The organism is Kitasatospora sp. NPDC023176, assembly GCF_055560495.1.
This window is the reverse complement of record NZ_JBVHIP010000039.1, coordinates 61,168-82,834: the sequence shown is the minus strand read 5'-3', so window position 1 is coordinate 82,834 and position 21,667 is coordinate 61,168. Positions and strand designations below refer to the sequence as shown.

16 protein-coding genes and 2 pseudogenes are annotated in these 21,667 nt (G+C 71.2%); 11 read left to right on the top strand and 7 right to left on the bottom strand.

The features are described from left to right. A pseudogene (locus tag ACZ3YL_RS35755) lies at positions 1-102 on the top strand (DNA-binding response regulator); the annotation flags it as partial. Between the two features lie 27 nt (positions 103-129). Continuing rightward, on the top strand, positions 130-372 hold the full coding sequence (locus ACZ3YL_RS35750) for a hypothetical protein (protein ID WP_188306487.1): 243 nt from the start codon (positions 130-132) through the stop codon (positions 370-372). Here the strand turns inward: ACZ3YL_RS35750 and ACZ3YL_RS35745 are convergent. Continuing rightward, a pseudogene (locus ACZ3YL_RS35745) lies at positions 365-595 on the bottom strand (IS5/IS1182 family transposase); the annotation flags it as partial. The gene ACZ3YL_RS35750 and the pseudogene ACZ3YL_RS35745 sit on opposite strands and share 8 nt — an antisense overlap. 386 nt (positions 596-981) lie before the next feature. Here ACZ3YL_RS35745 and ACZ3YL_RS35740 point away from each other — a divergent pair. From ACZ3YL_RS35740 to ACZ3YL_RS35730, 3 genes are read left to right on the top strand one after another with little or no spacing between them, the layout of a single operon-like run. Continuing rightward, a complete protein-coding gene (locus tag ACZ3YL_RS35740) occupies positions 982-1,167 on the top strand; it encodes a hypothetical protein (RefSeq protein ID WP_188306489.1) in 186 nt (61 codons plus the stop codon). Then, positions 1,157-1,771 carry a cytochrome b N-terminal domain-containing protein gene (locus ACZ3YL_RS35735; RefSeq protein ID WP_465661588.1) on the top strand — a complete coding sequence of 205 codons (615 nt, stop codon included), beginning with the start codon at positions 1,157-1,159 and terminating at the stop codon, positions 1,769-1,771. The genes ACZ3YL_RS35740 and ACZ3YL_RS35735 overlap by 11 nt, the downstream gene beginning before the upstream one ends. Beyond that, the gene (locus ACZ3YL_RS35730; protein ID WP_188306491.1) at positions 1,768-2,700 is read left to right on the top strand and encodes a hypothetical protein; all 933 of its coding nucleotides are present in this window, start codon (positions 1,768-1,770) and stop codon (positions 2,698-2,700) included. The genes ACZ3YL_RS35735 and ACZ3YL_RS35730 overlap by 4 nt, the downstream gene beginning before the upstream one ends. Before the next feature lie 52 nt (positions 2,701-2,752). Here the strand turns inward: ACZ3YL_RS35730 and ACZ3YL_RS35725 are convergent, their stop codons facing one another. The 6 genes from ACZ3YL_RS35725 to ACZ3YL_RS35700 form a co-directional block, all read right to left on the bottom strand. Next, entirely contained in the window at positions 2,753-3,466 is a 714-nt protein-coding gene (locus tag ACZ3YL_RS35725) for a VIT1/CCC1 transporter family protein (protein ID WP_188306492.1), read from the bottom strand. A gap of 581 nt (positions 3,467-4,047) precedes the next feature. Continuing rightward, positions 4,048-4,626, bottom strand: coding sequence for a hypothetical protein (locus ACZ3YL_RS35720; RefSeq protein ID WP_188306494.1), 579 nt, complete (start codon positions 4,624-4,626; stop codon positions 4,048-4,050). Between the two features lie 454 nt (positions 4,627-5,080). Beyond that, positions 5,081-5,347: a hypothetical protein gene (locus ACZ3YL_RS35715; RefSeq protein WP_465661586.1), complete on the bottom strand. Its 267-nt coding sequence runs from the start codon at positions 5,345-5,347 to the stop codon at positions 5,081-5,083. A 251-nt stretch (positions 5,348-5,598) separates the two neighbouring features. After that, positions 5,599-6,240 carry a hypothetical protein gene (locus ACZ3YL_RS35710; RefSeq protein ID WP_465661584.1) on the bottom strand — a complete coding sequence of 214 codons (642 nt, stop codon included), beginning with the start codon at positions 6,238-6,240 and terminating at the stop codon, positions 5,599-5,601. A gap of 49 nt (positions 6,241-6,289) precedes the next feature. Beyond that, a complete protein-coding gene (locus ACZ3YL_RS35705) occupies positions 6,290-12,745 on the bottom strand; it encodes an RHS repeat domain-containing protein (RefSeq protein WP_465661582.1) in 6,456 nt (2,151 codons plus the stop codon). Positions 12,746-12,855: 110 nt separating this feature from the next. After that, positions 12,856-17,205, bottom strand: coding sequence for a LamG-like jellyroll fold domain-containing protein (locus ACZ3YL_RS35700; RefSeq protein WP_465661580.1), 4,350 nt, complete (start codon positions 17,203-17,205; stop codon positions 12,856-12,858). Positions 17,206-17,491: 286 nt separating this feature from the next. Between ACZ3YL_RS35700 and ACZ3YL_RS35695 the strand changes: the two genes are divergently transcribed. From ACZ3YL_RS35695 to ACZ3YL_RS35670, 6 genes are all read left to right on the top strand, one after another. Continuing rightward, positions 17,492-18,118, top strand: coding sequence for a terpene synthase family protein (locus ACZ3YL_RS35695; protein WP_465661578.1), 627 nt, complete (start codon positions 17,492-17,494; stop codon positions 18,116-18,118). 73 nt (positions 18,119-18,191) lie between these two features. Then, positions 18,192-18,650 (top strand): GntR family transcriptional regulator, encoded by a 459-nt coding sequence (locus ACZ3YL_RS35690; protein WP_188302825.1) that lies wholly within the window; start codon positions 18,192-18,194, stop codon positions 18,648-18,650. Further along, on the top strand, positions 18,647-19,759 hold the full coding sequence (locus ACZ3YL_RS35685; RefSeq protein WP_188302824.1) for a DUF1648 domain-containing protein: 1,113 nt from the start codon (positions 18,647-18,649) through the stop codon (positions 19,757-19,759). The genes ACZ3YL_RS35690 and ACZ3YL_RS35685 overlap by 4 nt, the downstream gene beginning before the upstream one ends. A gap of 44 nt (positions 19,760-19,803) precedes the next feature. Beyond that, entirely contained in the window at positions 19,804-20,880 is a 1,077-nt protein-coding gene (locus tag ACZ3YL_RS35680; RefSeq protein WP_223241739.1) for an alpha/beta hydrolase family protein, read from the top strand. Between the two features lie 19 nt (positions 20,881-20,899). After that, positions 20,900-21,286 carry a hypothetical protein gene (locus ACZ3YL_RS35675; protein WP_188302823.1) on the top strand — a complete coding sequence of 129 codons (387 nt, stop codon included), beginning with the start codon at positions 20,900-20,902 and terminating at the stop codon, positions 21,284-21,286. Positions 21,287-21,344: 58 nt separating this feature from the next. Beyond that, positions 21,345-21,527 (top strand): hypothetical protein, encoded by a 183-nt coding sequence (locus ACZ3YL_RS35670; protein WP_188302822.1) that lies wholly within the window; start codon positions 21,345-21,347, stop codon positions 21,525-21,527. Positions 21,528-21,667: the final 140 nt, after the last annotated feature.

Here is a 21,667-nt window from a genome sequence, read left to right as displayed (position 1 = left end):
TCGCGGCTGCTCGCCAAACTGGGTGTCGAGCGTCGCCTCCAGGCCGCCGTCATCGCCGCCCACGCGGACGAGTCCGGGCAGCACCACCAGCGCCCGCACTGAGCCGACAGGGCCCGGACGGGAGCCCGGGTGGGCCGGCACGTGGGGGCGGGGCGCCTCGTGGCCGGGCTCGGGTCGCGGGATGGCGAGGAGGGTCTTGCGGGTGATGCGCAGGTTCTCGCTCTCCGCGTCGAGCTCGCCGAGGCGGGCGGTGAGGTCCTCGATGTGCGAGCGGAGCTGTCCGGCCTGTTCGACGAGTTCGTGCTCGCGGGCCTCGACGTAGGCCAGGACGGCGCTGATCTGCGGGGTGTCAGTCGCGGACCCGCCGTTTGACCTGCGGAACGAAGCCCGTGTCGGCCGGATTGCGCTCAACGATCTCGACGTCGAGGCCGTGGTCAACGAAGCTTTTCTTGAACCCCTGGTCGACCAGGGCCTTGCGCACCGTGTCCGTCTGTGCGGCCACGCCGTCCAGCAGGGCTCGGCCCGCAGCGTTGTCGTGCGCGGAGGCCGCCAGCACGACGACCGCGATGACAGGGCCCAATGTGTCCACGGCCAGGCAGTGATGACAAGCCAGACATAAGGTCGCGTACCGGACTCTGACGTCATGGAGGCGGTCATGACCACTCGCCTCGGCGAGGCTCACCACACCGACGACCCGGACGAGCAGAAGCGGCTCTCCACCCCCTGCCCGGCGCCGCGCCATGGGCCGGTGGCTCCCGGCCCCTGTGGGTGCGCATCCGCCCCGTCGAGGTCGTCGGCCGCCGCATCGGCACGGGGTGAACGCTTCCCCGCCGACGCACCCCGGCAGCGGGCGTCCGCGCCGGCAGTCCCGTCGGCCGGCCGGCGGCGGGGACCGGTCCGTTCGGGTCACCGCGGGTGCCGACGCGCACCCGCGGGGCGAGACTGACGCCAGATCCCGTCCGCAGTCCGAAGGGAGTCGCGATGGCAGCGGCACCGGCGACGTGCGTCCTCGCGGCGCCCGTCGACCTCGATCACCCCGGTCACTACCTGCACTGGGGAGTGGTCCAGATCTCGGTGGCGAACCTGGTGGTCATCGGCCTGATGGTGGTGGTCTTCGTGGCCGCGCTGCTGCTCCCCTTCCCGCACGGGCGGCGCGATGACGAGTAGCTGGACGGGGGCGCTGCGGCGGTACGCCCTGCGGAAGCTGCCGCCAGAGAAGCTCCTCCCGGAGGCCCAGCCGGCCTACATGTCGTCGTGGATCTACGTCTTCGGCGTGCTCACCGTGTCGGCCCTGGTGGTGGTCCTGGTCTCCGGTGGGCTGCTCGCCCTGATGGGCCCGGCCTGGTGGCACGTGTCGAGCGTGGGCAAGTACGTCAACAGCGTCCACCTGTGGAGTGTCGAGCTGTTCATGGCGGTCATGGTGATCCACCTGTGGGGCAAGTTCTTCATGGCCGCCTGGCGCGGCCGGCGGGCCCTGACCTGGATGACCGGCGCGGTGACCTTCCTGGCCTCGATCGGCACCGCGTTCACCGGCTACGTGGTGCAGCAGAACTTCGACTCCCAGTGGATCTCCGGGCAGGCCAAGGACGCGCTCAACGCGGTCGGCGTCGGTGCCTGGTTCAACGTGCTCGACTTCGGCCAGATGCTGATGTGGCACATCGTCCTGCTCCCGCTCGTGGTCGGGCTGCTGACCGCCTGGCACGTCGCGCTGGTCCGGATCCGCGGGATCGTGCCACCGATCGGGGCCACCGGGTCCAGAGACGAGCGGTGAAGGCCTCCCGGGTGCCCGAGTCGGACGCCTTCCCCACCCGCCGGTACGACCTGGTCAAGGAGTTCACGGTCGCGCTGGTGGTCGTCGCCCTGCTCAGCGCGGGGCTGGCCGGCCTGTTCTCCTCCCCGGATGAGACCCCGGTCACCCTGGCGTCCTGGTCCACGGCGGCGCCGAACGACTTCACCGCGACGGCCGTCGCCGAACTCGCCGGCTCCAGCACCTCCGCGCAGTACGGTCCGCCGTACAACGACGTCCCGGGCGCCGGCCAGAAGATCGGCCCGGTCGGCCTGCAGCGGGCCGCCGGAGTCCGCATCCCGGTCGACCCGGCCGAGGACTTCGTGCTGCGGCCGCTGCGGGAGTCCCCCGAGCCGCCGGAGGCCGCCGTCGCGCTCACGCAGTGGAACGCGGCGTCGCCCGACCGGCGCCAGACCTGGAGTTCGGCCTACGCGGACGCCCTGGGCAAGGCCCCGGACGGCGACCCGGCGAAGGTCGCCCCCGCTGACTACGGACCGGTGCCGGTGCTGGTGGCACGTCTGTTGGCCCTCGCCCAGGCGGGCTCGCTGGACGGCCAGTTGCTGGCCCGGGGCCGCTTCTACCAGACCGACTACACCAAGCCGATGCTCTTCCTCTCCGACGGCTCGTACCTCTCGGACCGGGCGACCGGGCAGCACCTGACCGGCAGCCAGTGGGGGATGATGAACGAGACCGGGAACTACCCCGGGCAGGCATGGCTGTGGCTGTACACCTTCTGGTACCAGATCGACCCGTTCAAGACCTCCAAGAACGCGGACGCCGAGGTCTGGGCGATCATGGCGGTGCTCAGCCTCGCGCTGGTCCTCGTGCCCTTGATCCCCGGCATCCGCTCCATCCCCCGCTGGACGAGGGTGTACCGCCTGGTCTGGCGCGACCACTACCGCACGCGGCGCTGACGGCGCCGGTCCCCGGCCGGGGTGGGATCGGATGCCGGCGGTCCCGGTCGGGTCACACCCCCGCGACGTGGGCGAGTTGGCCGACGGCGGCGGTGACGGCCATGGCGAGACCGCCGCCGATGAGGACGCGTAGGGTCGGGCGCAGGAGCGTGGTGCCGGCGGCGCGGGCGGCGAGCACGCCGGCCAGGGCGAGGCCGCAGAGGGTGACGGCGACGATGAGCCACAGCCGTGCGGTGGTGGAGGCGGCGAGCAGTCCGAGGAAGGGGACGAGCCCGCCACCGAGGAAGCTGGCGGCGGAGGCGAGGGCGGCCTGGACGGGGTTGGCGGCGGTGTGCTCGCTGTGGCCGAGTTCGTCGCGTAGGTGGGCCTGAAGCGGGTCGGCCTCGTGCAGGGCTTCGGCGACCTGTCGGGCGAGGTCGCGCGGCACGCCCCGGCCCTCGTAGATGGCGGTGAGTTCGGCGAGTTCGGCCTCCGGTGCCTCCGCGAGCTCGCGCGCCTCCTTGGCCCGGTCGGCGGTCTCGACGTCGACCTGTGAGCTGACCGAGACGTACTCCCCGGCGGCCATCGCCATCGCGCCCGCCGAGAGGCCCGCCAGGCCGCCGGTGACGACGGTGGAGGTGCTCGCGCCGCTGGCGGCCAGACCGACCATGAGGCTGGCGACCGAGACCAGGCCGTCGTTGGCGCCGAGGACGGCAGCGCGAAGCCAGCCGGTCCGGCTGGCGGCGTGGCTCTCCTGGTGGGGGTTGAGCCTGTCGAAGAAGGTCATCGGGCCGGGTGCTCCTGTCCGGTGCTCGTGATCAGTTTCATGCCTGGTCGGCGGGCTGTCGCTTCGGGGCGGCCGTCGGGGGAGCGGGCGACTCGGTCGATGCGCAGGACCTCGCGGCCGGCGGCGGTCATGGAACCGGATTCCGCCGCTGTGCCCATCTCGTTCACTTCCGTGCCGTGCCGTGCCGTGTCGCGGCCGGATCGCCGCTCACCGCCATCGTGCCCGGAGCCGTGGCCGGACCGCTTGGGCCGAACAGCCCTGACATCGATGGCGATGCGATCACCTGCGCGGGCGGACCGGGACGGCCGATCTCCTCCTCGCCGCGGGAGCGGCCCGTTGGTCCGGACCGAGCCGCCAGGGTCGCCGGTCCGCCCATAGGCCCCCGGCTCTTCCGGACCACTTCGTAGGGGGCGGGCAGTTTCCGGACGAGGGCGGTTGGGCCGTGGTAGTCGACGGGTGTGTATGTGCGGACGGGACCGTCCCCGGTCAGTGGCCGGGGACGGTGGAACCACCGGTGACGTCGCAATGCGGCGGGGCGGGTGGTGCGTCGGCGGGAGCCGGTGCGCGGACCGGCCGACCGGTCAGCGTGCCGACGCGACGAGAGCGGCGGCGTCGGGGGAGCTGAGCGGGGCGAATCGGCCCAGCGCGGGGCGGAGTCTGCTGTCGAGGCTCCAGGTGGCTCCGGCGGAGGCGTGCAAGAGGGCGAGGGACGCGAAGATGTAGGCGACGGAGGGGCCGAGATCGGTGATGCCGTCCTTCGTCCAGGGCAGGTGGAAGGCCTCGGCGGCGGACCAGATGCCGAAGGAGAAGATGGCGCTGCCGATGAAGACCAGGTTGCTGAGCACGCCGAAGATCAGGCCGAGGGCGATGCAGGTCTCGGTCAGGGCGGTGCCGACGGCGAACAGGCCGGGTTGTGCGTCGGCGATGCCGTGCCACAGGGCGATCCACTGGTGCAGGACCGGGGCGTGGATGGTGGCGGCCTTGCCGAGTTCCTTCGTCACGGTCTGGCCGTGGATGAAGCCGGGCAGCCACTTGAAGGAGGCGTCGACGGCCCACAGGAGCCCGAAGGTGATCCGGACGACCGCGGCGCCGTGCAGTCGGCGGAGTACGGCGTCGGTGGCGGGTGGGGCAGCAGCGCCGGCGGCGGTGATCGAGGTCATGGGGGAATCCCTTCCGGTGGGGACGACATTCGGTGAATGTCTGGTTCATGACATGCGAATGGAAAGTGCCGAGCCCTGTCCGCGCGATCGCGGCGCTCCAGGAGCATCTCGGAATGCGGCGGCGTGGGCGTATCGCGGACAACGTGATTCGGCGCCGCCAAGTGTGACGGATGGTCAGATCGGGGGCCAGTGCCCGGATCCTCTGAGCTTCCTCTCAAAAGGCTCCCGGGGCCTGCGCCCCGGGAGCTTCGCGGTCCGGACGGCGGTCCGAGGGGCCCTGCCGTGCTACCGGGGTGCTATGCACCGGCAGAGCGAGTGGGCTGGACAGATCCCTCGCACAGTGAACGGGAGCCTCCGGTGGGGCTACCTCACGCCACTCGAGATTCGGCGGCGGCACCGGCAAGGTCACACCCTCGCGGCGTAGACAGAGAGTGTCCAACCGCAGGGTGGAACTTCAGTCGTCGCCGTACTCGTCGGACAGAATCGCCATCGGCAGGGGGTCGACGGTGTAGTAGGTCGTGCTGGCGTAGCGCGTCGCGGCCAGGATCGCGAACAACCGGTCGGCGAGCGCATCCCGCGCCCGCTGCACCGTGTTCCTCGGGTAGGTCATCGATTCGTGGCCGAGCGTTACCTCGACTTCTCGTGCGATCACCACGGCCTTGTCCACGAACCTACGGTTGGCTGCCGCGCTCCTGCTCGCCCACTCACGCTCGAACGTCATTCGACGCTTGTGACTCCTCCCCCGCGTGAGCGTGGGGGCTTCTCGCCAGGCCGGGTTGGCACCGTACCGGACCAGCCCGGACCAGCCCGGCCCGTACAGCGTTGATCGCTCCCACCGTGCCGGCGTGCGCGGTGTGGCCGCAGGACCGACAGTGGAACTTGCCGCGGCAGGCGGTCCTCCGATCCCCGCCGGCCTGGGGGACGGGGGAACGGGCGAGCGCCCGGCCGGGGATCCGGCCGGGCGCTCGCCGGTCATCCGAGGTGTCCGGCAGCCCGGGCGCGGGCCCAGGCGATGAATTCGTCGGCGACCGGGTAGTCCGTCTCCACCTGGCTGGCCAGCTCTTCGAGTTCGGCGGGTGACGCCTCGTCGACGTGCAGCAGCATCCGGGCCCAGCCGGGCGGGCGTCCGCGGTGGAACGCGAAGCCCGGTCGACAGATCTCCGCCCACAGCTGTTCGCGGTCGAGCAGCCGCCGCATGGCCGGGAGGGTCGCCTCCCGCAGGACTTCGGCCACGGCCCGGCCCGCGGTGTCGGGGTCGACTCCTGCGCCGTACGCCCAGTCCGCGTCGAGCGGGCCGACCGCGTGGGGGGTGAAGGCGACGTTTTCCGGTGGCGTCACACTCCACTGGACGAGGGCGGCCGACGCGTCCGGGGCCTTCTTCCGGGCGGACTCCCAGCTCTTGCGGTAGCTCCACGCCCAGGACGTGGCCGGCACGACGAACGCCTTGACCGTGAAGACCTCCATCGCAGGGTCGAGGTGCCGGGGCCGGAACTCCAGCAGTGCGTGGTCGCCGTTCTCGTGGGCCAGACGGTACAGCAGGCCCTTCCGGGTCAGGCCTGCTTCCTTGGCCACCGGCGCCACGTACCGGCGGGTCCATGTCTCAAGGGACATCATCTGTCGTCTCTCCGTCGGGGAATCGTCCGCGGAACCGTCCGCGGAACCGTCATGCTGCCAGGGCGAACATCGCCCGCGTCACGGCCACGGTCGTCGCCGTGCCCGCGGCGGCTCCGGCTTCGGCCGGGGCTCCCGCGACGACCCCCGCGATGACGAGGATCCCGGCGGGGATCAGCAGCGCCGAGTTGTTCACCCCGGTGTCGGACAGCGGGACGGTTCCCAGGCCCGGCTGATGCGCGGTGCCGGGGTAGCGGCCGGGCGCCGGGCCGGGGGTGGCGGTGGGCACCCGTGCGGCCTGGGACTGCTGGCTCACGCCGGGGGCGGGCATGTTCTTCTTCATTTTCTGATTGTCCGGCTTCCCGTAGATCACCGCGCCTTCCGCCGGACCGACCGCGATGTTCCCGTCGGGCACGTCGTAGGGGCCGCCGATGGTCCACCCGAGGACCGCCTTCTTACCGTCCTCCTCCAGCTTCTTCACGTACCACTCGGCCTCCGGCACGGCCTTGGCCGCTTCACCGGCGGACTTGACCTCCCACACGTAGTAGACGTCGCTCTTGGGGTCGTGGCCGAGGATGTCGACGTTGCCCTTGTTGCAGGTTGTCAGCGAGGGGTTGTACAGGCACTTCTTGCTGGCGTTGGGGACGTCGACGTTCTGCAGGACCTCGAAGTTGGTGGCACCCATTCTCGTGGCCTGGTCCTTGATCTCGCCGGCGGCGACCCGCTGCGCGTTGTTGTGCGCGCTGGTTCGGTCCATCGGGTGCTGGACGCCGAGTTGCTTCATCGTCGCCTTGAGGTCCTTCTTGAACTGGCGCAGACTCGCCCACAGTCCGTCGAGGAAGTTGCGCCCGGTCGGGTCGCTGAAGGTCAGGGGGTTGTTGTCGCTGTAGGTGTACGCCGCCAGCGACTGCGGGTCGGACGTGGTGATCTCCGGATCGACGCTGATGAAACGCCCGGTGGACGGGTCGTAGTCGCGGGCACCGAGGTGGGTGAGTCCAGTGGGCTCGTCGGTGCCGCCGAGGAAGCCCCGGTGGCCGGCCCAGTCGGTGGGCGCGGTGCCGCGGATGCCACCGAAGGGGGCGGTGCGGCGCTGGGCGACGGCGCCGGTGGTCGCGTCGATACCGATCTCGGCGGTGCCGTGGTGGTCGGCGACCTGGAAGGTCAGCTTGTTGTCGTCGGTGCGGACAGCGGTGGCACCGCCCAGCGCGTAGTAGCGGGTGGCGGTGGGCTTCGCGGCGCCCTTGACCAGGTTGAGTTCGGTGGCGCCGAGGTAGAGGGTCCAGTTCTCGGCGGCGGGGACGGCGGTGTCGCGGGTGTGGCCGATCAGGCGGTTGCCGCCTGCGTCGTAGAGGTAGTCGGTGCTCCGGGTGGCGGTCGTGGTGGGGGCGGTCGTGGGGGTGACGGTGTCGACGACCTGGCTCAGCCGGCCCTCCACGTCCCAGGTCAGTGTCTGGTCGCTGGTGCGGGTGTCGGACGGCTTGAGGTGCCGGCCCGTGGTGTTGCCTGCGTCGTCGTAGTCGTAGCTCTCCGGTATGGGGGTGCCGTTGGTGCCGGTGACGGTGCTGGTGGACGTCAGGGTGTGCGGGTGGGCCGCGGTGGCGGCGGGGTAGGCGTAGGTGGTGGTGGCGTTCTGTGCGGTGTTACCGGCTGGGTCGTGCCGGGTTTCGGTGGCCCGGGTGCCGTTGGTGTTGTACGTCCAGCTGGTCCAGTACGGGGCTGGGCCGCCGAGTTGGGCGCTGCCGGGCGCCGGGCAGGTGCCGGTGCCGGGAGTGTAGGCCTCGGTCAGGCGGGCCAGGTGGTCGTACCGGAAGCACTGCCGGTCCGTGCCGGACCGCGAGGTGTCGGTGACCGAGGTGACGTTGCCGGCCTGGTCGTAGGTGTAGCCGGTGGCACGGGTGGCTCCGGTGATGCCGTACTGGTCGGTGCGGCTGGAGGCGAGGCGCTGGGTGCCCCACTCGTAGGCGTTGGTGACGTACACGTCCTTGCCGGCGGTGCCGTTGCCGAGCGTGGACTGCAGCGGTTTGCCGGTGAGGCTGTACGTCTGGTTGGTGAGGTACTTGCTCAGGCCTTCGACGGCAGTCTGTCGGCGAAGCGCGTCGTACGTCATGGCGACGGACTCGGCGGGCAGGTTGCCGGCTGCCGGGTAGCTGATGCTCTGCGGCAGGCCGTCGAGGCGGTAGATGCTGCCGCTGACGTAGGTGCCAGCGAGGCCTTCCTGGCCGGGGACGGACGGGACGGTGACGGTCGTCCGGGTGGAGCGGCCGAGGGTGTCGAACAGCGAGTACGCGGTCCTGTACTGGTAGGTGGTGCCGCCGACGGTGCTGTAGCGGGTGCTGGAGGCCAGGACGCCCTTGTTGCCGGACGGGTCCCAGGCCTGCGACGTCAGCAGGGTGCCGGTGGCCGATCCCTCACGGGTCTCGGTCAGGCGGCCGAGGTTGTCGTAGACGCTGGCGATCACCCTGCCCCGGCCGTCGGTGGTGCTGGTCAGCTGGCCTCGGTTGTCGTACGCCCTGACGGTGGTTCCGCTGTCGGGGTCGACCGCCTTGGTCTGCCGGCCGAGCTGGTCGTAGAGCCAGGTCCAGGTCGTTCCGGACGGGTCGGTCAGTCTGGTGAGCTTGCCGGCGGGGTCGTAGCCGTAGCTGGTCGTGTCGTAGGCGCCGGTTGGGGTCCCCGACGTGTACTGGCGCAGTTCGGTGGTCCGGCCGGCCGCGTCGCTGATGGTGGTGGTCGGGGTACCGCCGGTGGGCGGAGTGACGGTGACCCGGTCGCCGCCGTACTCGGTGGTCGTGGTGGAGAGCGGGGTGCCGACGCCGTTGCCCGCGAGGGCCGTGCTGCTGACGATGCGTCCGAGGCCGTCGTAGGCGGTGGCGGTCTGGGTCTCGACCCCGGTGGTGTCGTCGACGCTACGCAGGGTCGTGGACGGCGCGCCGGTGGCGTAGTACGGCGTGTAGGTGAGGACGGTCTGGCCGCGCTCATCGTAGAAGGTGTCGGTCAGCACGCGGCCGCCGTTGTCGCCCGGGGACTGGGTCTGTCGGGCTCGGCCGAGTCCGTCGTAGAGCGTGTAGCCGGTTTGCTGGGATCCGTCGCTGTTGAGTGTCTTGGCGGCGACGGCGACGATCCTGCCGTCCGCGACGGTGTACTCGAACTCGAGGTTGGGGAGCTGTCCCGTGGTCTTCGACCGGTTGGGCTGCCAGACCTTGAGGGTGCGGCCGAGGGCGTCGTACTGGATGTCGGTGCGGCGGTTGTTGGCGTCGACGCTGTCGGTCGTCAGGCCGCGCAACAGGTCGAGGTCGGTGGTCGTGGTCCGGGCGGTGGTGGCGTCCCCAGCCTTGGCAGGCGGGGTGGTCACCGCGGACCTGGTGGGCCGGCCGATGGCCGGGGTGTAGGCGGTGGTGGTGGTCCGGGACTCCGGCGAGGCGGTGGTGACCGGGCCGGTCGCGCCCGTGACATCGACGACCGTGGTGGAGGCCAGGGTGGTGGCCGTCAGGGTGCGTCCGTAGACGTCGTAGGCGAAGGCGTTGTCCAGGAAGACGGCGCTGTTGCCGGTCTGCGACTTGAGCGTCTGGGCGAGCGTGACGTCGCCCCTGGTGGGTGCGGCGCCGTACGCCTGGCCGTCGTAGCGCACGCGCTGGTCGGACAGGACGGCGGAGGTCCCGTCGGCCCGGGTCTGCCGGCTGACGTCGCTCCCGCAGCCGGCGGCCACGGTCTCGACGCGCATGATGCTGGACAGCAGCCAGGCAGCGGTGTTGTCGGCGTAGGTGGTGCGGGTGCACGTGTCGTCGCCCGCGACCGCCACGTCGCCCAGGTCCTCGACCACTGTGGAGCGGCCGTAGGTGTCGCGGGTGGTGTTGGTGCGGGTCTCCCGCCAGGCGGTGCCGACGCCCTTGTCGAGCGAGGTGAAGGAGCGGGTGACGGCGGTGCCGGTGATGTCGGCGGTGGTGGTGCCCCAGTCGCGGACCCGCTTGGCGGTCTCCTGCTTCCAGGGGGTGTTGACGGTCTTGGTCAGAACCGCGCCGCCGGGCTTGTCGTACTGCTCGGTGCGGTACTCGTAGCCGGACCAGGCGTTGTCGTCGGCGAGTGTGGTGCCCTGGCCGTCGTCGACGGTGACGGTGCGCTTCCTGGACTTGTCGGCGGGGTCGGAGCGGTCGCCGTCCATGCCGCGCAGGTAGTAGTGGTCGGCCTGGGTGGTCATGCCGGTGACGCCGCCGGTCTCGACCCGGGTGCGGGCGTAGCCGCGCCACTGGGACCAGGTCTTGAGCTTGTCCTTGGTCAGGCCGTCCTCGTCGTCGAAGTGCCAGGCGGCGTCGCCGAGGTAGGTGTAGTGGGTGACCATGTCGGGTGCGCCGCCAGTGCGGTCGGTGACGATGACCGAGTCGACGACGTACTTGTTGAACCACTCCGTGGTGACCGGGCTCTCCAGCGAGGCCTGGTACATCTGCGGGAAGCAGCGGGTGGTGTTGGACTGCGGCGTCGGCAGGTTGTTCCAGTCACAGGCTGGCGCCGAGTAGTTGACGTCGAGCTGGCCGCCGAGTTCGTCGGTGACGGTGCCGAGGCGCTGCTTGATGAACGGCATCCGGCCGTCGCCGACCTTGTCGAGCCGGTTCGCCAGCTGCTTGTAGGCGAAGGTGGTCCTCGGCAGTGCGACGGACGGGGTGGTGGAGGAGCCGGTGTGCTTGATCGAGTCCAGCAGCAGCTGGTAGTCGAAGTCGGCGGTGCCCCACTTGTGGGTCAGGTCCCAGGTGTCGATCGCGGCGTAGCTGCCGTCGGCCTGGAGCGTCCTGGCCGTGACCTGGGTGAGCCGGGTGCGGGTGAAGAACGTGGGAGAGTACTGGCCGGTGCAGTCGGTGCCGTCCTTGCAGTTCTGGTCCCACGGGGTGTCGTACCAGTACTGCCGGTTGGCGTCGATCTTCGCTGGGTCGCAGACGCCGGCCGTGGTCTCCAGGCAGCGTTCGGCGGTGGCGAAGTCGACCCGGCCCATCGGCTTGACGGTGGCGGAGTAGAGGTCGCCCTGCTGCTGGCCGTACTCGATGTGGTCCAGGCGGCCGCCCCGGATGTACGGGGTGCGGTCGGTGGCCTTGAGGTTGCGGCCGTAGTTGTTGGTCTCGGGGGTGTACCAGTAGGTGATGTCGTTGCCGTGGGCGTCGACGACCAGGTCGAGGTTCCACCGCCAGCCCTGCTGGCACCAGGAGGAGGCGAAGTCGGCGCCGTTGCAAGGCTCACCGGCGTTGTTGCCGAACACCGGGACCGTGTAGACCGACTTGGTCTCCGGCTTGCCGGCCGACCAGTTCGGGAGGCGGTTGTAGCCGAAGTAGTAGCTCGTGCCGTCGGGCGTCGTGGCCCGGAAGTACTCGCCGTCGTTGTCACCGTTACCCCGGGACCCGTCTCGCAGGCGCACGACCTTGGTGGCGTCGTCGTCCTTGATGCGCCACTCGTCGCCGGAGACCGGGATCAGCTCGCCGGAGTGTCCCGCGAAGCTGATCGTCGCGTTGTCCGTGCCCCAGCACAGGTCGCCCGGGCTCGCGGAGCCCGTCTTCGGCGCACCGTCGTCGGCGCACGCCTTGTAGCTGCGTTCCACGAAGCCCGGCGACAGGTCGAAGCCGTCGCCGACCCAGGACGCCTGGTTGTTGCTGTTCGCTGTCCGGCCGTCGATGGCGCCGGAGTTGTAGGACAGGGCGACCTTCGGCGTCAGACCGCCCGGCATCGCGGTCAGCGGCATGTCGTACGACCAGGTGAACGACCCGCTGTTCAGTGCGGTCGACCAGCTCGACGCACTGGACAGCGGCGTCGCCTTGTAGTCACCGCTCGGTCCGGCGGTACCGGCGGTGGCGGCGACCACCGTCGCGCCGGGCGCGGCGGCCAGGCGCATCGACCCGGCCGGGGCCGTGGTCAGCGCGTCCGCGGCGACGGTCTGCTTCGCCGGGTCGTTGCCGCCCGGCAGCGGGGTCTGCACCCTGCACTCGGGAAGGTCGGGCGTGGTCAGCGCGCACGCGGGCAGGCGCACCAGCTTCAGCCGCGAGCCGAAGCCGGAGCCTGCCGCCTGGGCGAAGGACGAGTAGTCGACGGCCAGCCCGCTGTTCTCGTCGGCGCCGGAGACGGTCATCAGCACGCCGTTGATCCCGGCCTTGACGGCGGCGTCCTGGCCGAGCAGTTCGACCTTGACCGTGCGGGGGGCGCCCGAGGACGAGAGCGCGACCGGCAGCCGGCCGGCCCTGACCGCCGTGCCCTTCTCGCCGGGCACGTCGACGGTGGCGCTGCCCGCGCCGGGCAGCGCGCCGTGCTGGCCGTCCGTCCGGCTGACGGTGGTGTCCGCCTTCCGGCCCTTGGTCTTGGCGTCGGAGCCCTTGACCGGCTTCTCGGGTGAGACCGCGGTGGGCTTGGCGTACGGTTCGGCGGCCGCCGCGACGGCGGCCAGCGGCACTGTCGGCAGCAGTGACCCGACCAGTGCGCCCGCGATGACCGCGGACACCCTGGTGCGGGCCGACCGCAGCGCCGACCTCTTCCTGCTCATGAGTGGAACAACTCCCTTGGGAGAAAATGGATATGACGGAATGCGAAGGAGATATGACGGACCACGGGCCGGGCGGCAGTCAGCCGCCCGGCCCGTGGGGGATCAGGGGGTCAGACCCCGGTGGAGGTGTCCGGCACCGCGTTGTAGTCGGCGAGCTTGACGATCTGCGCGGGGCTCAGCACGCCCTGGTACAGCCAGACGTCGTCCAGCTCACCGGAGAAGTACTCACCCCAGGCGCCGCCCGCCCTGTTCCGGCCGAACTGCAGGCCACCGCTCGCCTCGTAGGGCTGCGGGGCGCCGGTCGAGGAGACGTGCGGGATGCAGCCGGCGGAGTTGTCCGGGCAGCCCTGGTTCTCCGGCTGGCCGTTGACGTAGAGGACCAGCCGGTCCACGAAGGCGTCATAGCTGACCGCCAGGTGGGTCCAGTCCGCCGCCGTGCCGTTGACCGCGGTGTGCGCGGTACGGGTGCGCACCGCGCCGTCGGGGTCGTCGGCCCGCACCTCGGCCTGCCACTCGCCGATCTGCTGGCCGTTGGTGTCAGGGCCGAGCGGGTGCCAGCGCACGGTGACCGCGCTGTTGCGGGTACCGGCCACCGACAGGACCGTCATGTCCCGGGTCGGGGTGCCCGCAGTCATCGCCCAGCCGGCCAGGGTGAAGCTCTGACCGGTGTGCAGCGGGCTCTTGGCGGCGGCCGCGTAGCCGGTCGTGCCGTCCAGCTGCAGGGTTCCGCTGGGGAGCAGGTTCCCGCCGGCGGGGTTGATCTTGGCCTCGCCGCCGAGCTCCGCGCCGACCTTGGCCGGGCCCTCGTCGGGGGTGACGGCCGGGGTGCCGGTGGCCGCGTCGAGCCTCCAGCGGCCGGCCAGCTGCGGGCGCTGCTGCACCATCGCGGTGGCCTCCGGGCCGGTGACGACGCGGTCGTAGATCCGGACGTCGTCGATGTCGCCGCCGAAGAACTCGCCGTTGGCGCCTTCCCGGTTGACGGCACCGACCTGGAGCGGGCCGGGGTTGGCCCACGGCGCGTTCTGGGTGTAGTCCGACTCGCCGACCAGGTATCCGTTGATGTAGAGGCGCAGCTTCTTCGCGGCGGTGTCGGATACTCCCAGCAGGTGGGTCCACTCGCCGGTGGTGCCGGCGAAGCAGGGGACGCCGTTGATCGGGGTGTTCGGGGTGCAGTCGGGCTGCCAGGTGCGCACCAGGGTGTCGGTGGAGGTGTCCTCCTTGTAGCGGCCGAAGATCCAGCGCTTCCAGTAGGGCGAGTAGTAGAGCGAGAACTCGTTGTTGTGCTGGCCGATCTGGGTGACCGCCATCTTCGGGGTGGTGTCGCCGGCGGTGGGTGCGGGCAGCTTGACCCAGGTGGAGACGGAGAAGTCCCGGCTGCCGTCCACCTGGGGGCGGGTGCCGCGCAGGTAGTCGTCCGTGCCGTCCAGGTGGATCGCCTTGTCGGCGATGCCGGGGCGGCCGAGCGCCACGCCGTTGTAGGCGGTGAGGTCGTCGGTCTCGGAGGTGCCGACAGGCTTGGCGTCGGTGCCGTCCAGGTGCCAGACGGCCTTGGCGGGGCGGCCGGTGGTGAGCTGCTTGTCGGCGGCGACGTCGGCGGCCTCGGCCTTGCTCAGGTTGCGGTCCCAGAGCCGGACCTCGTCGACCGAGCCCTTCCACGGGTCGGTCATGTTGCCGAAGAACTTGGCGCGGCCGAGTTCCAGCGGGCCCCGGACGTCCCAGGTGCCGGCCATGGCCGTCGGTGTGCCGGGCACGCCGTTGACGTACACGGTGCCGGTCCTGGCCACCGGGTCGTAGACGCCGACCAGGTGGGTCCACTGGTCGGTCACCACCGGGGCGTTCGAGGTCGCCGCTTCGAGGATGTAGTTGCTGCTGTCCTGGTTGGACGTCCACATGCTCCACTTGCCGGCGAGCAGGCCGACGGCGAAGCGGGTCGCGAGGGTGCCGTTCGCACTGACCGCCGCCCGGTTGCGGGTGGTGTCGGCGAGGTTGACCCAGGCCGAGACGGTGAAGCCGCAGGTGGTGTCCAGCACCGCGCCCCGGGTCTCGGCGTAGGCGTTGGGGGTGCCGTCCAGGGCGAGGGCCTGGCCGAGGTGGCCGGGCGCACCGGGGGTGGCGCCGGAGCCGAGGGTCGTCTCGAAGCTGCCGCCGGTGCCGGTGACGGTGGTGCCGCCGGTGTCGTCCATCGCCCAGCCTGCGCGCTGGGGCTGGCCGGCGAGCACGTTGAAGTAGTACGTCTCGGGCTGCGAGGCGTTGCCGGCGCCGTCGACCGCGCGCGCCGAGATGAAGTGCGGTCCGGCGGTCTGCGGCTGGACGCGCACTGTCCTCCCGGCGCCGCCGCTGGTGGCGACCTCGTTCGCCGCGGACGGCGAAGTGTCCAGGCCCCACTGGTACTTGACCACATCGGTGGCCGCCGACTTGAGGGTGAACAGGCCGTTCTTGCCGACGCCGTCGGTCCACGGCAGGGCCGCGGTGGCGTCCTTGGAGCCCGGGTAGGCGTCCGAGGTGATCGCCGGGCCGTCCGGCGCGGAAGTGTCGACGATGAAGTAGCAACCGGTCGGGTCGCCGTCGGAGGACCACGGCCCCCACTGGGCGCCGTCCCAGGCGCGGGCCTCCCAGTCGAGCTGGATGTTCTGCGGCAGGTTGGCCGGCAGCGGCCAGGAGAACATCGAGCCGGAGCCCTTGAACGTGTTGCCCGCCGGGGCGGCGTCCTCCGAGCCGGTGGACCACCAGCGGCGGCGCAGGCCGGTGCCGTCGTCCCAGCCGACCGCGAACTGGACACCGATCGCCTCGCCGTCCGGGTCACTGGCCCGGGTGGTGACCTGCGGCATCTTGTTGATCCGGATGCCCGGGTACTGGCAGACCGAGCCCGGCGACATCGTCATGTCGGACATCGGGATCTGGTTGGGCCGCAGGTTGTAGTACACCTGGAGGTAGGCGTCGTCGGTGAAGCGCTTCCAGGCGAGGGTGTCACCCTCGTTCTGCGCCTTCAGGCCGAAGGAGATGGTCGGCCAGCCCCAGTTCGCGGCGTCCTGGACCAGGTTCTTCACCGCGCCCGTCTCGCCGTACTCCAGCCAGCCGCCGGGGCAACTGCCGCTCCAGCCCTTGGCGGTGTTGATGGTCTGCAGGTAACGGCTCCAGAACCCGGAGGCGTTCTGCGAGTTCCAGTTCAGGCCCGGGGAGATGTAGCCGGTGTTCCACAGTTCGACCGGCCGGGCGTCGCAGGAGTACGACCAGCTCTCGTAAGTGCCGAAGGTGGCGGAGAGGATCTGCTTGCCGACGAACGGGTTGGGCAGCTGGAAGAAGGCCCGCTTGACGTCGGTCGGCGCGCAGCGGGAGGTGTCACCGCAGTAGCCGACGCCCCAGTCGTGGACGTAGGTGCTGTTGTACGTGAAGTGCCAGTACGCCTGGTTCGGGTAGGTGCGCGAGACGCCCGCCCAGTCGGCGGCGTGCGGGGTGTTCCACGCCGGGTCGATCATCACCGGGTAGATCGTGCCGGGGTCGTTCAGCATGCCCTGGTCGGGCGTCAGGACCATGGTGTCCTTCGGTAGCTCGACCTTGAGGCGGGTCATCTTGGCGCCCTCACCGGGCAGGTCACCGTAGCCGGCAGTAGCGGAGTCACTCCTGCCTGCGGTGGCGCTGGCGGTGGCAGCCGGGCCAGCGGCCTCGGCGTGCGGGACGGCCTGCGGGACGGCATTGGGCGTCTTCGGGGCGCCGGTCGGAGCCCCTGCCGGCGCGTCGGCAGGGGCGGCAGCCGGCTTGGAGGAGTCCCACATCACCGGGACGGGCGCCTCGAAGACGGTTCCGCCGCCGGACGGGTCCTTTGCCGTGAGGGTGCCGTCCGCTTCCTGGTTGACGGTCAGGCCGTCGCCGTGCAGACCGAGCCGGAGCTGTTCCAGGCCGGGGTTCTTGGCGGCCTCGGCGGTGTGCACCACGACGACCTGGGTGAACCCGGTCTTGGTGGCAGACAGCCGCAGGTCCACGTCCGGCAGGATCGACCGGTACTCGGCGGTCGCACCGTCGACCACCGGCTGGGGCAGCGGCTTCGGCCAGTTGAGCTTCAACGCCTTGCCGGCCCGGGTCATCGTGACCAGCGGTTCGCTGCCGCCGCCGGAGAACCGCAAGTCGGCGGTGGAGCCCTTGGGGGCGACGGCGCCGTCGGGCAGCCGCTGCAGCGTCGGGTCGAGGTCCACCCAGGCGCCGTTCTTGCGCACCCGCTTGGGTTGGACGTACGTGGTGGTCTTCAGTCGGCCGTCGGGCTGGGCCACGGTCTCACTGGACTCGCCGCGCTTGGTGAGCACCTCCACCGGCTTGCCGGTGCGGGCCGCCTCCTTGACGGCCTGGCTCTCGGCGGTGTCCTGGGTGCCTGTTACGCCGGGCGGCGGTGCTCCGCCGGGGGCAGCGGCGGCGGGCGCCACTGCGGTGGCGGCCAGCGCGACCGCAGCGAGTGCCGCGGCGAACACACCGCCCGACCGTCTTGCTGCTGTTCTCACTGTGCGTAAGCTCCAACTTCCGATAATTGGGCAAAAGTTCGAGCGGAGTTTTATGTAGACCTAAAAGAAATGTCAACAGATCATCAGAATCACATGAGAAATGGGCTGACATGTCGACCCGTCAATTCGGTTCAGCTCGGGCCAAACCGGATGAACCGCCCGGCGGCATGTGGGGCAGATCACGCCGCGGAGTGGTGGCCACGGGGCTTGCTTCGGGGCTTCGTCGGTGACGAACGGTCACGGAGGGTATCGCTGGATGGCCGCCAAACCGCCCGGTCGGCGACCCTCTGTCAGGTCGTCGTCGCTGGTCATCGATGTTCTTGGGGGCGGGAGCAGGCGCACACGCACGGTGACGGCGGCGGGACGAGGAGCGCCGCGATGCCCAGCCTGGACGCGGAAGGAGGATGTGCGGTTCCCGTGCGTGGTGGGCCGTGTGCATGCGGCAGGGTGCGGCATCCCGATATTGGGTGGGCAGATCAGCCGGCGGCGATCTCGGTCGGCGCCCCGAGCAGGTCCGTACGATGGTCGACCGGCTGGTGCGGGTCCTCGGTCAGGAGAAGCCGGCCCCGGTGCGCCGGCCGAGGCGGCTCTCGCGGATCTGTGGGCGCGTTCGGCGCCCGGCATGTCACAGCGGTGGCGGGCCCGGTTCGTCGCCGACTACGCCGATTTCGCCCTCGCCAGTTGCCAGGAGGCGGATCTGCGCCGCGCGGGGAACGTGCTTTCACTGGACGCCTACCTGACGTTGCGCCGCCGGACCATCACCCTGCTGCCCATGGCGGACATCCTGGAGCGCACCGGTCACGCCCTGATGCCCGATTCGCCCTCGGTGCGGGCGCGCATGCTGGCGTTGCGGCTGGCCGCGGCCGTCTTGACGCCACACTGACGCTCCCTTCCTTGCGAGCGACTGATGGTCTGTTCTATAAGTAATAGAGCAGATACACCCCAGGGAGTCACGCGTGATCCTGAGCATCGACCTGAGCAGCGCCGTCCCGATCTACCAGCAGATCCGGGACCAGGTCGTGGCGGCCATCGCGGTGGGCGAGTTGGTGGAGGGAAGCGCCCTGCCGTCGACCCGACAGCTCGCCGGCGACCTCGGCATCAACTTCCACACCGTCAACAAGGCCTACGACCTGCTGCGCCAGGAGGGACTGCTGCGGCTGAACCGTAAGAGCGGCGCCGTGGTCCAGCGGGACCCTCACTCCGGACCGCCGCCTCCCGGCTTCGCCGACGAGTGGTCGGTTCGGCTGCGGACGCTGCTCGCCGAGGCGGCAGCGCAAGGGGTGGACCCGGAGGCCGTGCTGACGATGTGCGGACGGGTCGTCGGTTCCTTCGGGGCCCGGCTCGGCGGGCGGGGCGGCGAGCCGCACGATGGAGAGCTCGACGTGGAACACAGAGGCCTAGGAGAGCCGGCATGATGTCCGGAACAGCTGTCGTTCAGGTGGTCATACCCTTCGTCATACTGCTGATGGCGTGGCTGATGCCCGCCCTCACCGGGCCGACCCTGCCCTTCGGGGTGCGGACCCCGCCGGCACACGCCAACGCCCCCGTGATCGCCGAACAGCGGCGCGCGTACCGCTGGTGGGTGGGGGGCGTCGGCGGCGCGGTGCTCGCGGCCGAGCTCGTATGCTGCCTCGTGTTCCCGAGCACACCGCTGTTCGCAGGAGCGTCGACGGCTATCGCGGTGGTGTCCACGGCCGGGTACCTTCGCGCCCGTCGCGCGATCCTGACGGTCAAGCTCGGCGAGGACTGGTACCGCGGCCTGCGCCAGGTGGTCGCCGTGGACACCACGCTGCGGACCGAGCCGGTGCGCTATCCCTGGCGGTGGGCCGCGCCCGCGCTGCTTGTCCCCGTGTTCTCCGCAGTGCTCGCCGCGGTGGAGTACCCGTCGATGCCGGACCGGCTGCCGATGCACTACGCCACCCACGGGGAAGCCGACCGGCTGGCGGACAAGTCGATCGGCACCGCCTTCGCACCGGTCTTCATCCAACTCGCGCTCACCGGGCTGCTCCTGCTGGTGACCCGGCTGGCACTCCGCTCCCGGGCCGCGCTCGACCCCGCGCGGCCGGCGACCAGCGCTGCGCGGCACCGGCGATTCGTCGTCCGAACCGCGGGCTCGGTCATGCTGCTGGGGGCCTGCGTCAACCTGGGCATGCTGGCCGCTGCCTGGCAGACCTGGCACGGCAACCTCTCCTTCTCCCCTGTCCCCGTGCTGGCGCCGATCACGGCAGGCCTGCTCGTCGTCGTCGCGATCGCGCTGCGCACCGGGCAGGGCGGGAGCCGCCTGGCGACGAGTGAACCGGACGACGCGGCGGGCGGGCCGGCGGACCCGCGGGTGGTGGCCCCGGACGACGACCGCTACTGGCGCGCCGGCGGGCTGTTCTACCTCAACCGGCAGGACCCATCCCTCTTCGTCGCCAAGCGGTTCGGCATCGGCTGGACCCTCAACTTCGGCAATCCCCGGTGCCTGCTGCTACTCGTGGGTCCGGCCGTCTTCATCACGGTCCTGCAGCTGATCGGCCACTGAGCTCCCGGAGCTCGAAGCCACACCCCAACTCACAGGAGAAACACATGCGTTGGAGCACCTTAGCGACCGCCGCCACTCTGGCCGCGGTCACCGTGACGGGACTGGGCACGCCCGCCGCCAACGCGGCCGCACCGGCCGCACTCGTCCCCACCGCAGACCGCGCGGTGCAGTTCACCGTGGACGGCACCACCGCCTACGGCACCCTGCACGTCCCCGCCCACCGGGCCGGCCACCACCTCGCCGCCGCCCTACTGCTGCCCGGCAGCGGCCCGACGGACCGCAACGGCGACGAGCCGCCCCAGCTCACGCCCGGGACCCTGGCACTGATAGCCGACACCCTCGGCGCCGACGGCGTGATGACGCTGCGCTTCGACAAGTACTTCACCGGCCGCACCGGAGCCGGCGCCTACCAGGGCGACCCCGGCCGGCTGGACCTGGCCGCCTTCACCCGCCAGGCCGCGGCCGCCTACACCACCCTGCACAACCAACCGGAGGCCGACCCGCACGCCCTGCTGGTCGTCGGCCACAGCGAAGGCGGACTGCAGGCGCTGCTCCTCGCCCGCACGGTACGGCCCGCGCCGGCCGGCCTCGCACTGCTGGCCCCGCAGGACGAGCGCCTGCTGGACCTCCTGGCCGCCCAGCTTGACACCCAGCTCGACCAGGCCGTGACGGCCGGGCAGTTGACCGAGCCGGTGGCCCAGGCGAACAAGTCTGGCATGGCCGCCGCCATCGCCAACTTCCGGGCCGGGCGCCCCACTGACACGAGTGCCCTGCTGCCGCCGCTCGCCTCGCTGCTGAACGCCCTGTTCGGCCCGAACAACGCCCGCTTCGTCCGCAGCGACGACGACGTCTACCCGCCGGACGCCGCCCGGGCGATCCGGCCCGGCACCCGCGTCACCGTCACCTGCGGCACCGCGGACACCAACGTGCCCTGCGCCACCACGACGCCGCTGCTCGCCGCACTCGCCCGCGCGCACACCACCGGCCCGGGACTGCGCACCCTGGCCGGCCTGGACCACTTCCTGCACCCGGCCGGCACACCGGTGAACGACCGGATGCTCGCCCCGGCCGCCGCGACGGCGCTGCACGAGTTCGCCCGCCCCTGGAAGTCGGCCGAATAGCCGACCCGCTCTCCGGCCGGTGCACGACAGGCCCCGCTGGGCGGCCCCGAGGGCTCCCGACCGGGAACTGCGAACCGAGGCGGCGCCGCAGGCCGCCGAGCTGCAGGCTCGTCCTGGCCGGCGGTGGCGCGGCCGACACGGCTACATCAAGACGCACTGGTACGGCGTCGAGGTCGGCCTGGACTCCTGGCTCACCAACAAGGTCGAGGGCGGCTTCTGGACCGGTGCCGGCATCTCCGGGCTGGTGGCCGCGCTGGGCGGCGGCCCGTACGCCGGAGCCGTCGCCGCCGCGCTCGGCGTCATCGCCGGCGGGATCCAGGTCTGCCAGCACCAGAACGGCTGGACCTACATCTACTGGGTCGGCGGCATCGGGGCGGGCGGCTTCGTCTGCAACCCCTTCGGGTAATCCGGTCCCCGTCGGACTCGGTGGATCTCAGCGGACGGATCGGCGAAAGGCGGACGCGATGAAAAAGGTGACGGCCGCGGTCGTCGTAGGCCTCCTGGCCCTCGCGGCCCTGATCGCCCTCATCGCGGAGTGGGACTCCTCCCGGAATGACGCAAACGTCCTCGGAGGGGCGGCGTTCACGGCCTCACTCGTGTTCTTCGCGCTCGGCTGGACGAAGACGAAGCGGAAGAAGACCCGCTGAACGATGGGGTGTCGACGGATCTGGTGGCGCCCGGCCCTACAGGCCGGGCGCCCCCCGGTGGGGTTCGAGTTCGGGGGTGTGCGGTCGGGGCCCCGGCTACGCGGGGCACCAGGGGGGTCGCCGGTGCCCCGGGGCGAGGC

Excerpts from the sequence above, each read along its gene's own strand:
- ACZ3YL_RS35740 (WP_188306489.1), top strand. The coding sequence starts at position 982 with ATGGCAGCGGCACCGGCGACGTGCGTCCTCGCGGCGCCCGTCGACCTC.
- ACZ3YL_RS35735 (WP_465661588.1), top strand. The coding sequence starts at position 1,157 with ATGACGAGTAGCTGGACGGGGGCGCTGCGGCGGTACGCCCTGCGGAAG.
- ACZ3YL_RS35725 (WP_188306492.1), bottom strand. The coding sequence starts at position 3,466 with ATGACCTTCTTCGACAGGCTCAACCCCCACCAGGAGAGCCACGCCGCC.
- ACZ3YL_RS35720 (WP_188306494.1), bottom strand. The coding sequence starts at position 4,626 with ATGACCTCGATCACCGCCGCCGGCGCTGCTGCCCCACCCGCCACCGAC.
- ACZ3YL_RS35715 (WP_465661586.1), bottom strand. The coding sequence starts at position 5,347 with ATGACGTTCGAGCGTGAGTGGGCGAGCAGGAGCGCGGCAGCCAACCGT.
- ACZ3YL_RS35710 (WP_465661584.1), bottom strand. The coding sequence starts at position 6,240 with ATGATGTCCCTTGAGACATGGACCCGCCGGTACGTGGCGCCGGTGGCC.
- ACZ3YL_RS35705 (WP_465661582.1), bottom strand. The coding sequence starts at position 12,745 with ATGAGCAGGAAGAGGTCGGCGCTGCGGTCGGCCCGCACCAGGGTGTCC.
- ACZ3YL_RS35695 (WP_465661578.1), top strand. The coding sequence starts at position 17,492 with ATGGCCGCCAAACCGCCCGGTCGGCGACCCTCTGTCAGGTCGTCGTCG.
- ACZ3YL_RS35685 (WP_188302824.1), top strand. The coding sequence starts at position 18,647 with ATGATGTCCGGAACAGCTGTCGTTCAGGTGGTCATACCCTTCGTCATA.
- ACZ3YL_RS35680 (WP_223241739.1), top strand. The coding sequence starts at position 19,804 with ATGCGTTGGAGCACCTTAGCGACCGCCGCCACTCTGGCCGCGGTCACC.
- ACZ3YL_RS35670 (WP_188302822.1), top strand. The coding sequence starts at position 21,345 with ATGAAAAAGGTGACGGCCGCGGTCGTCGTAGGCCTCCTGGCCCTCGCG.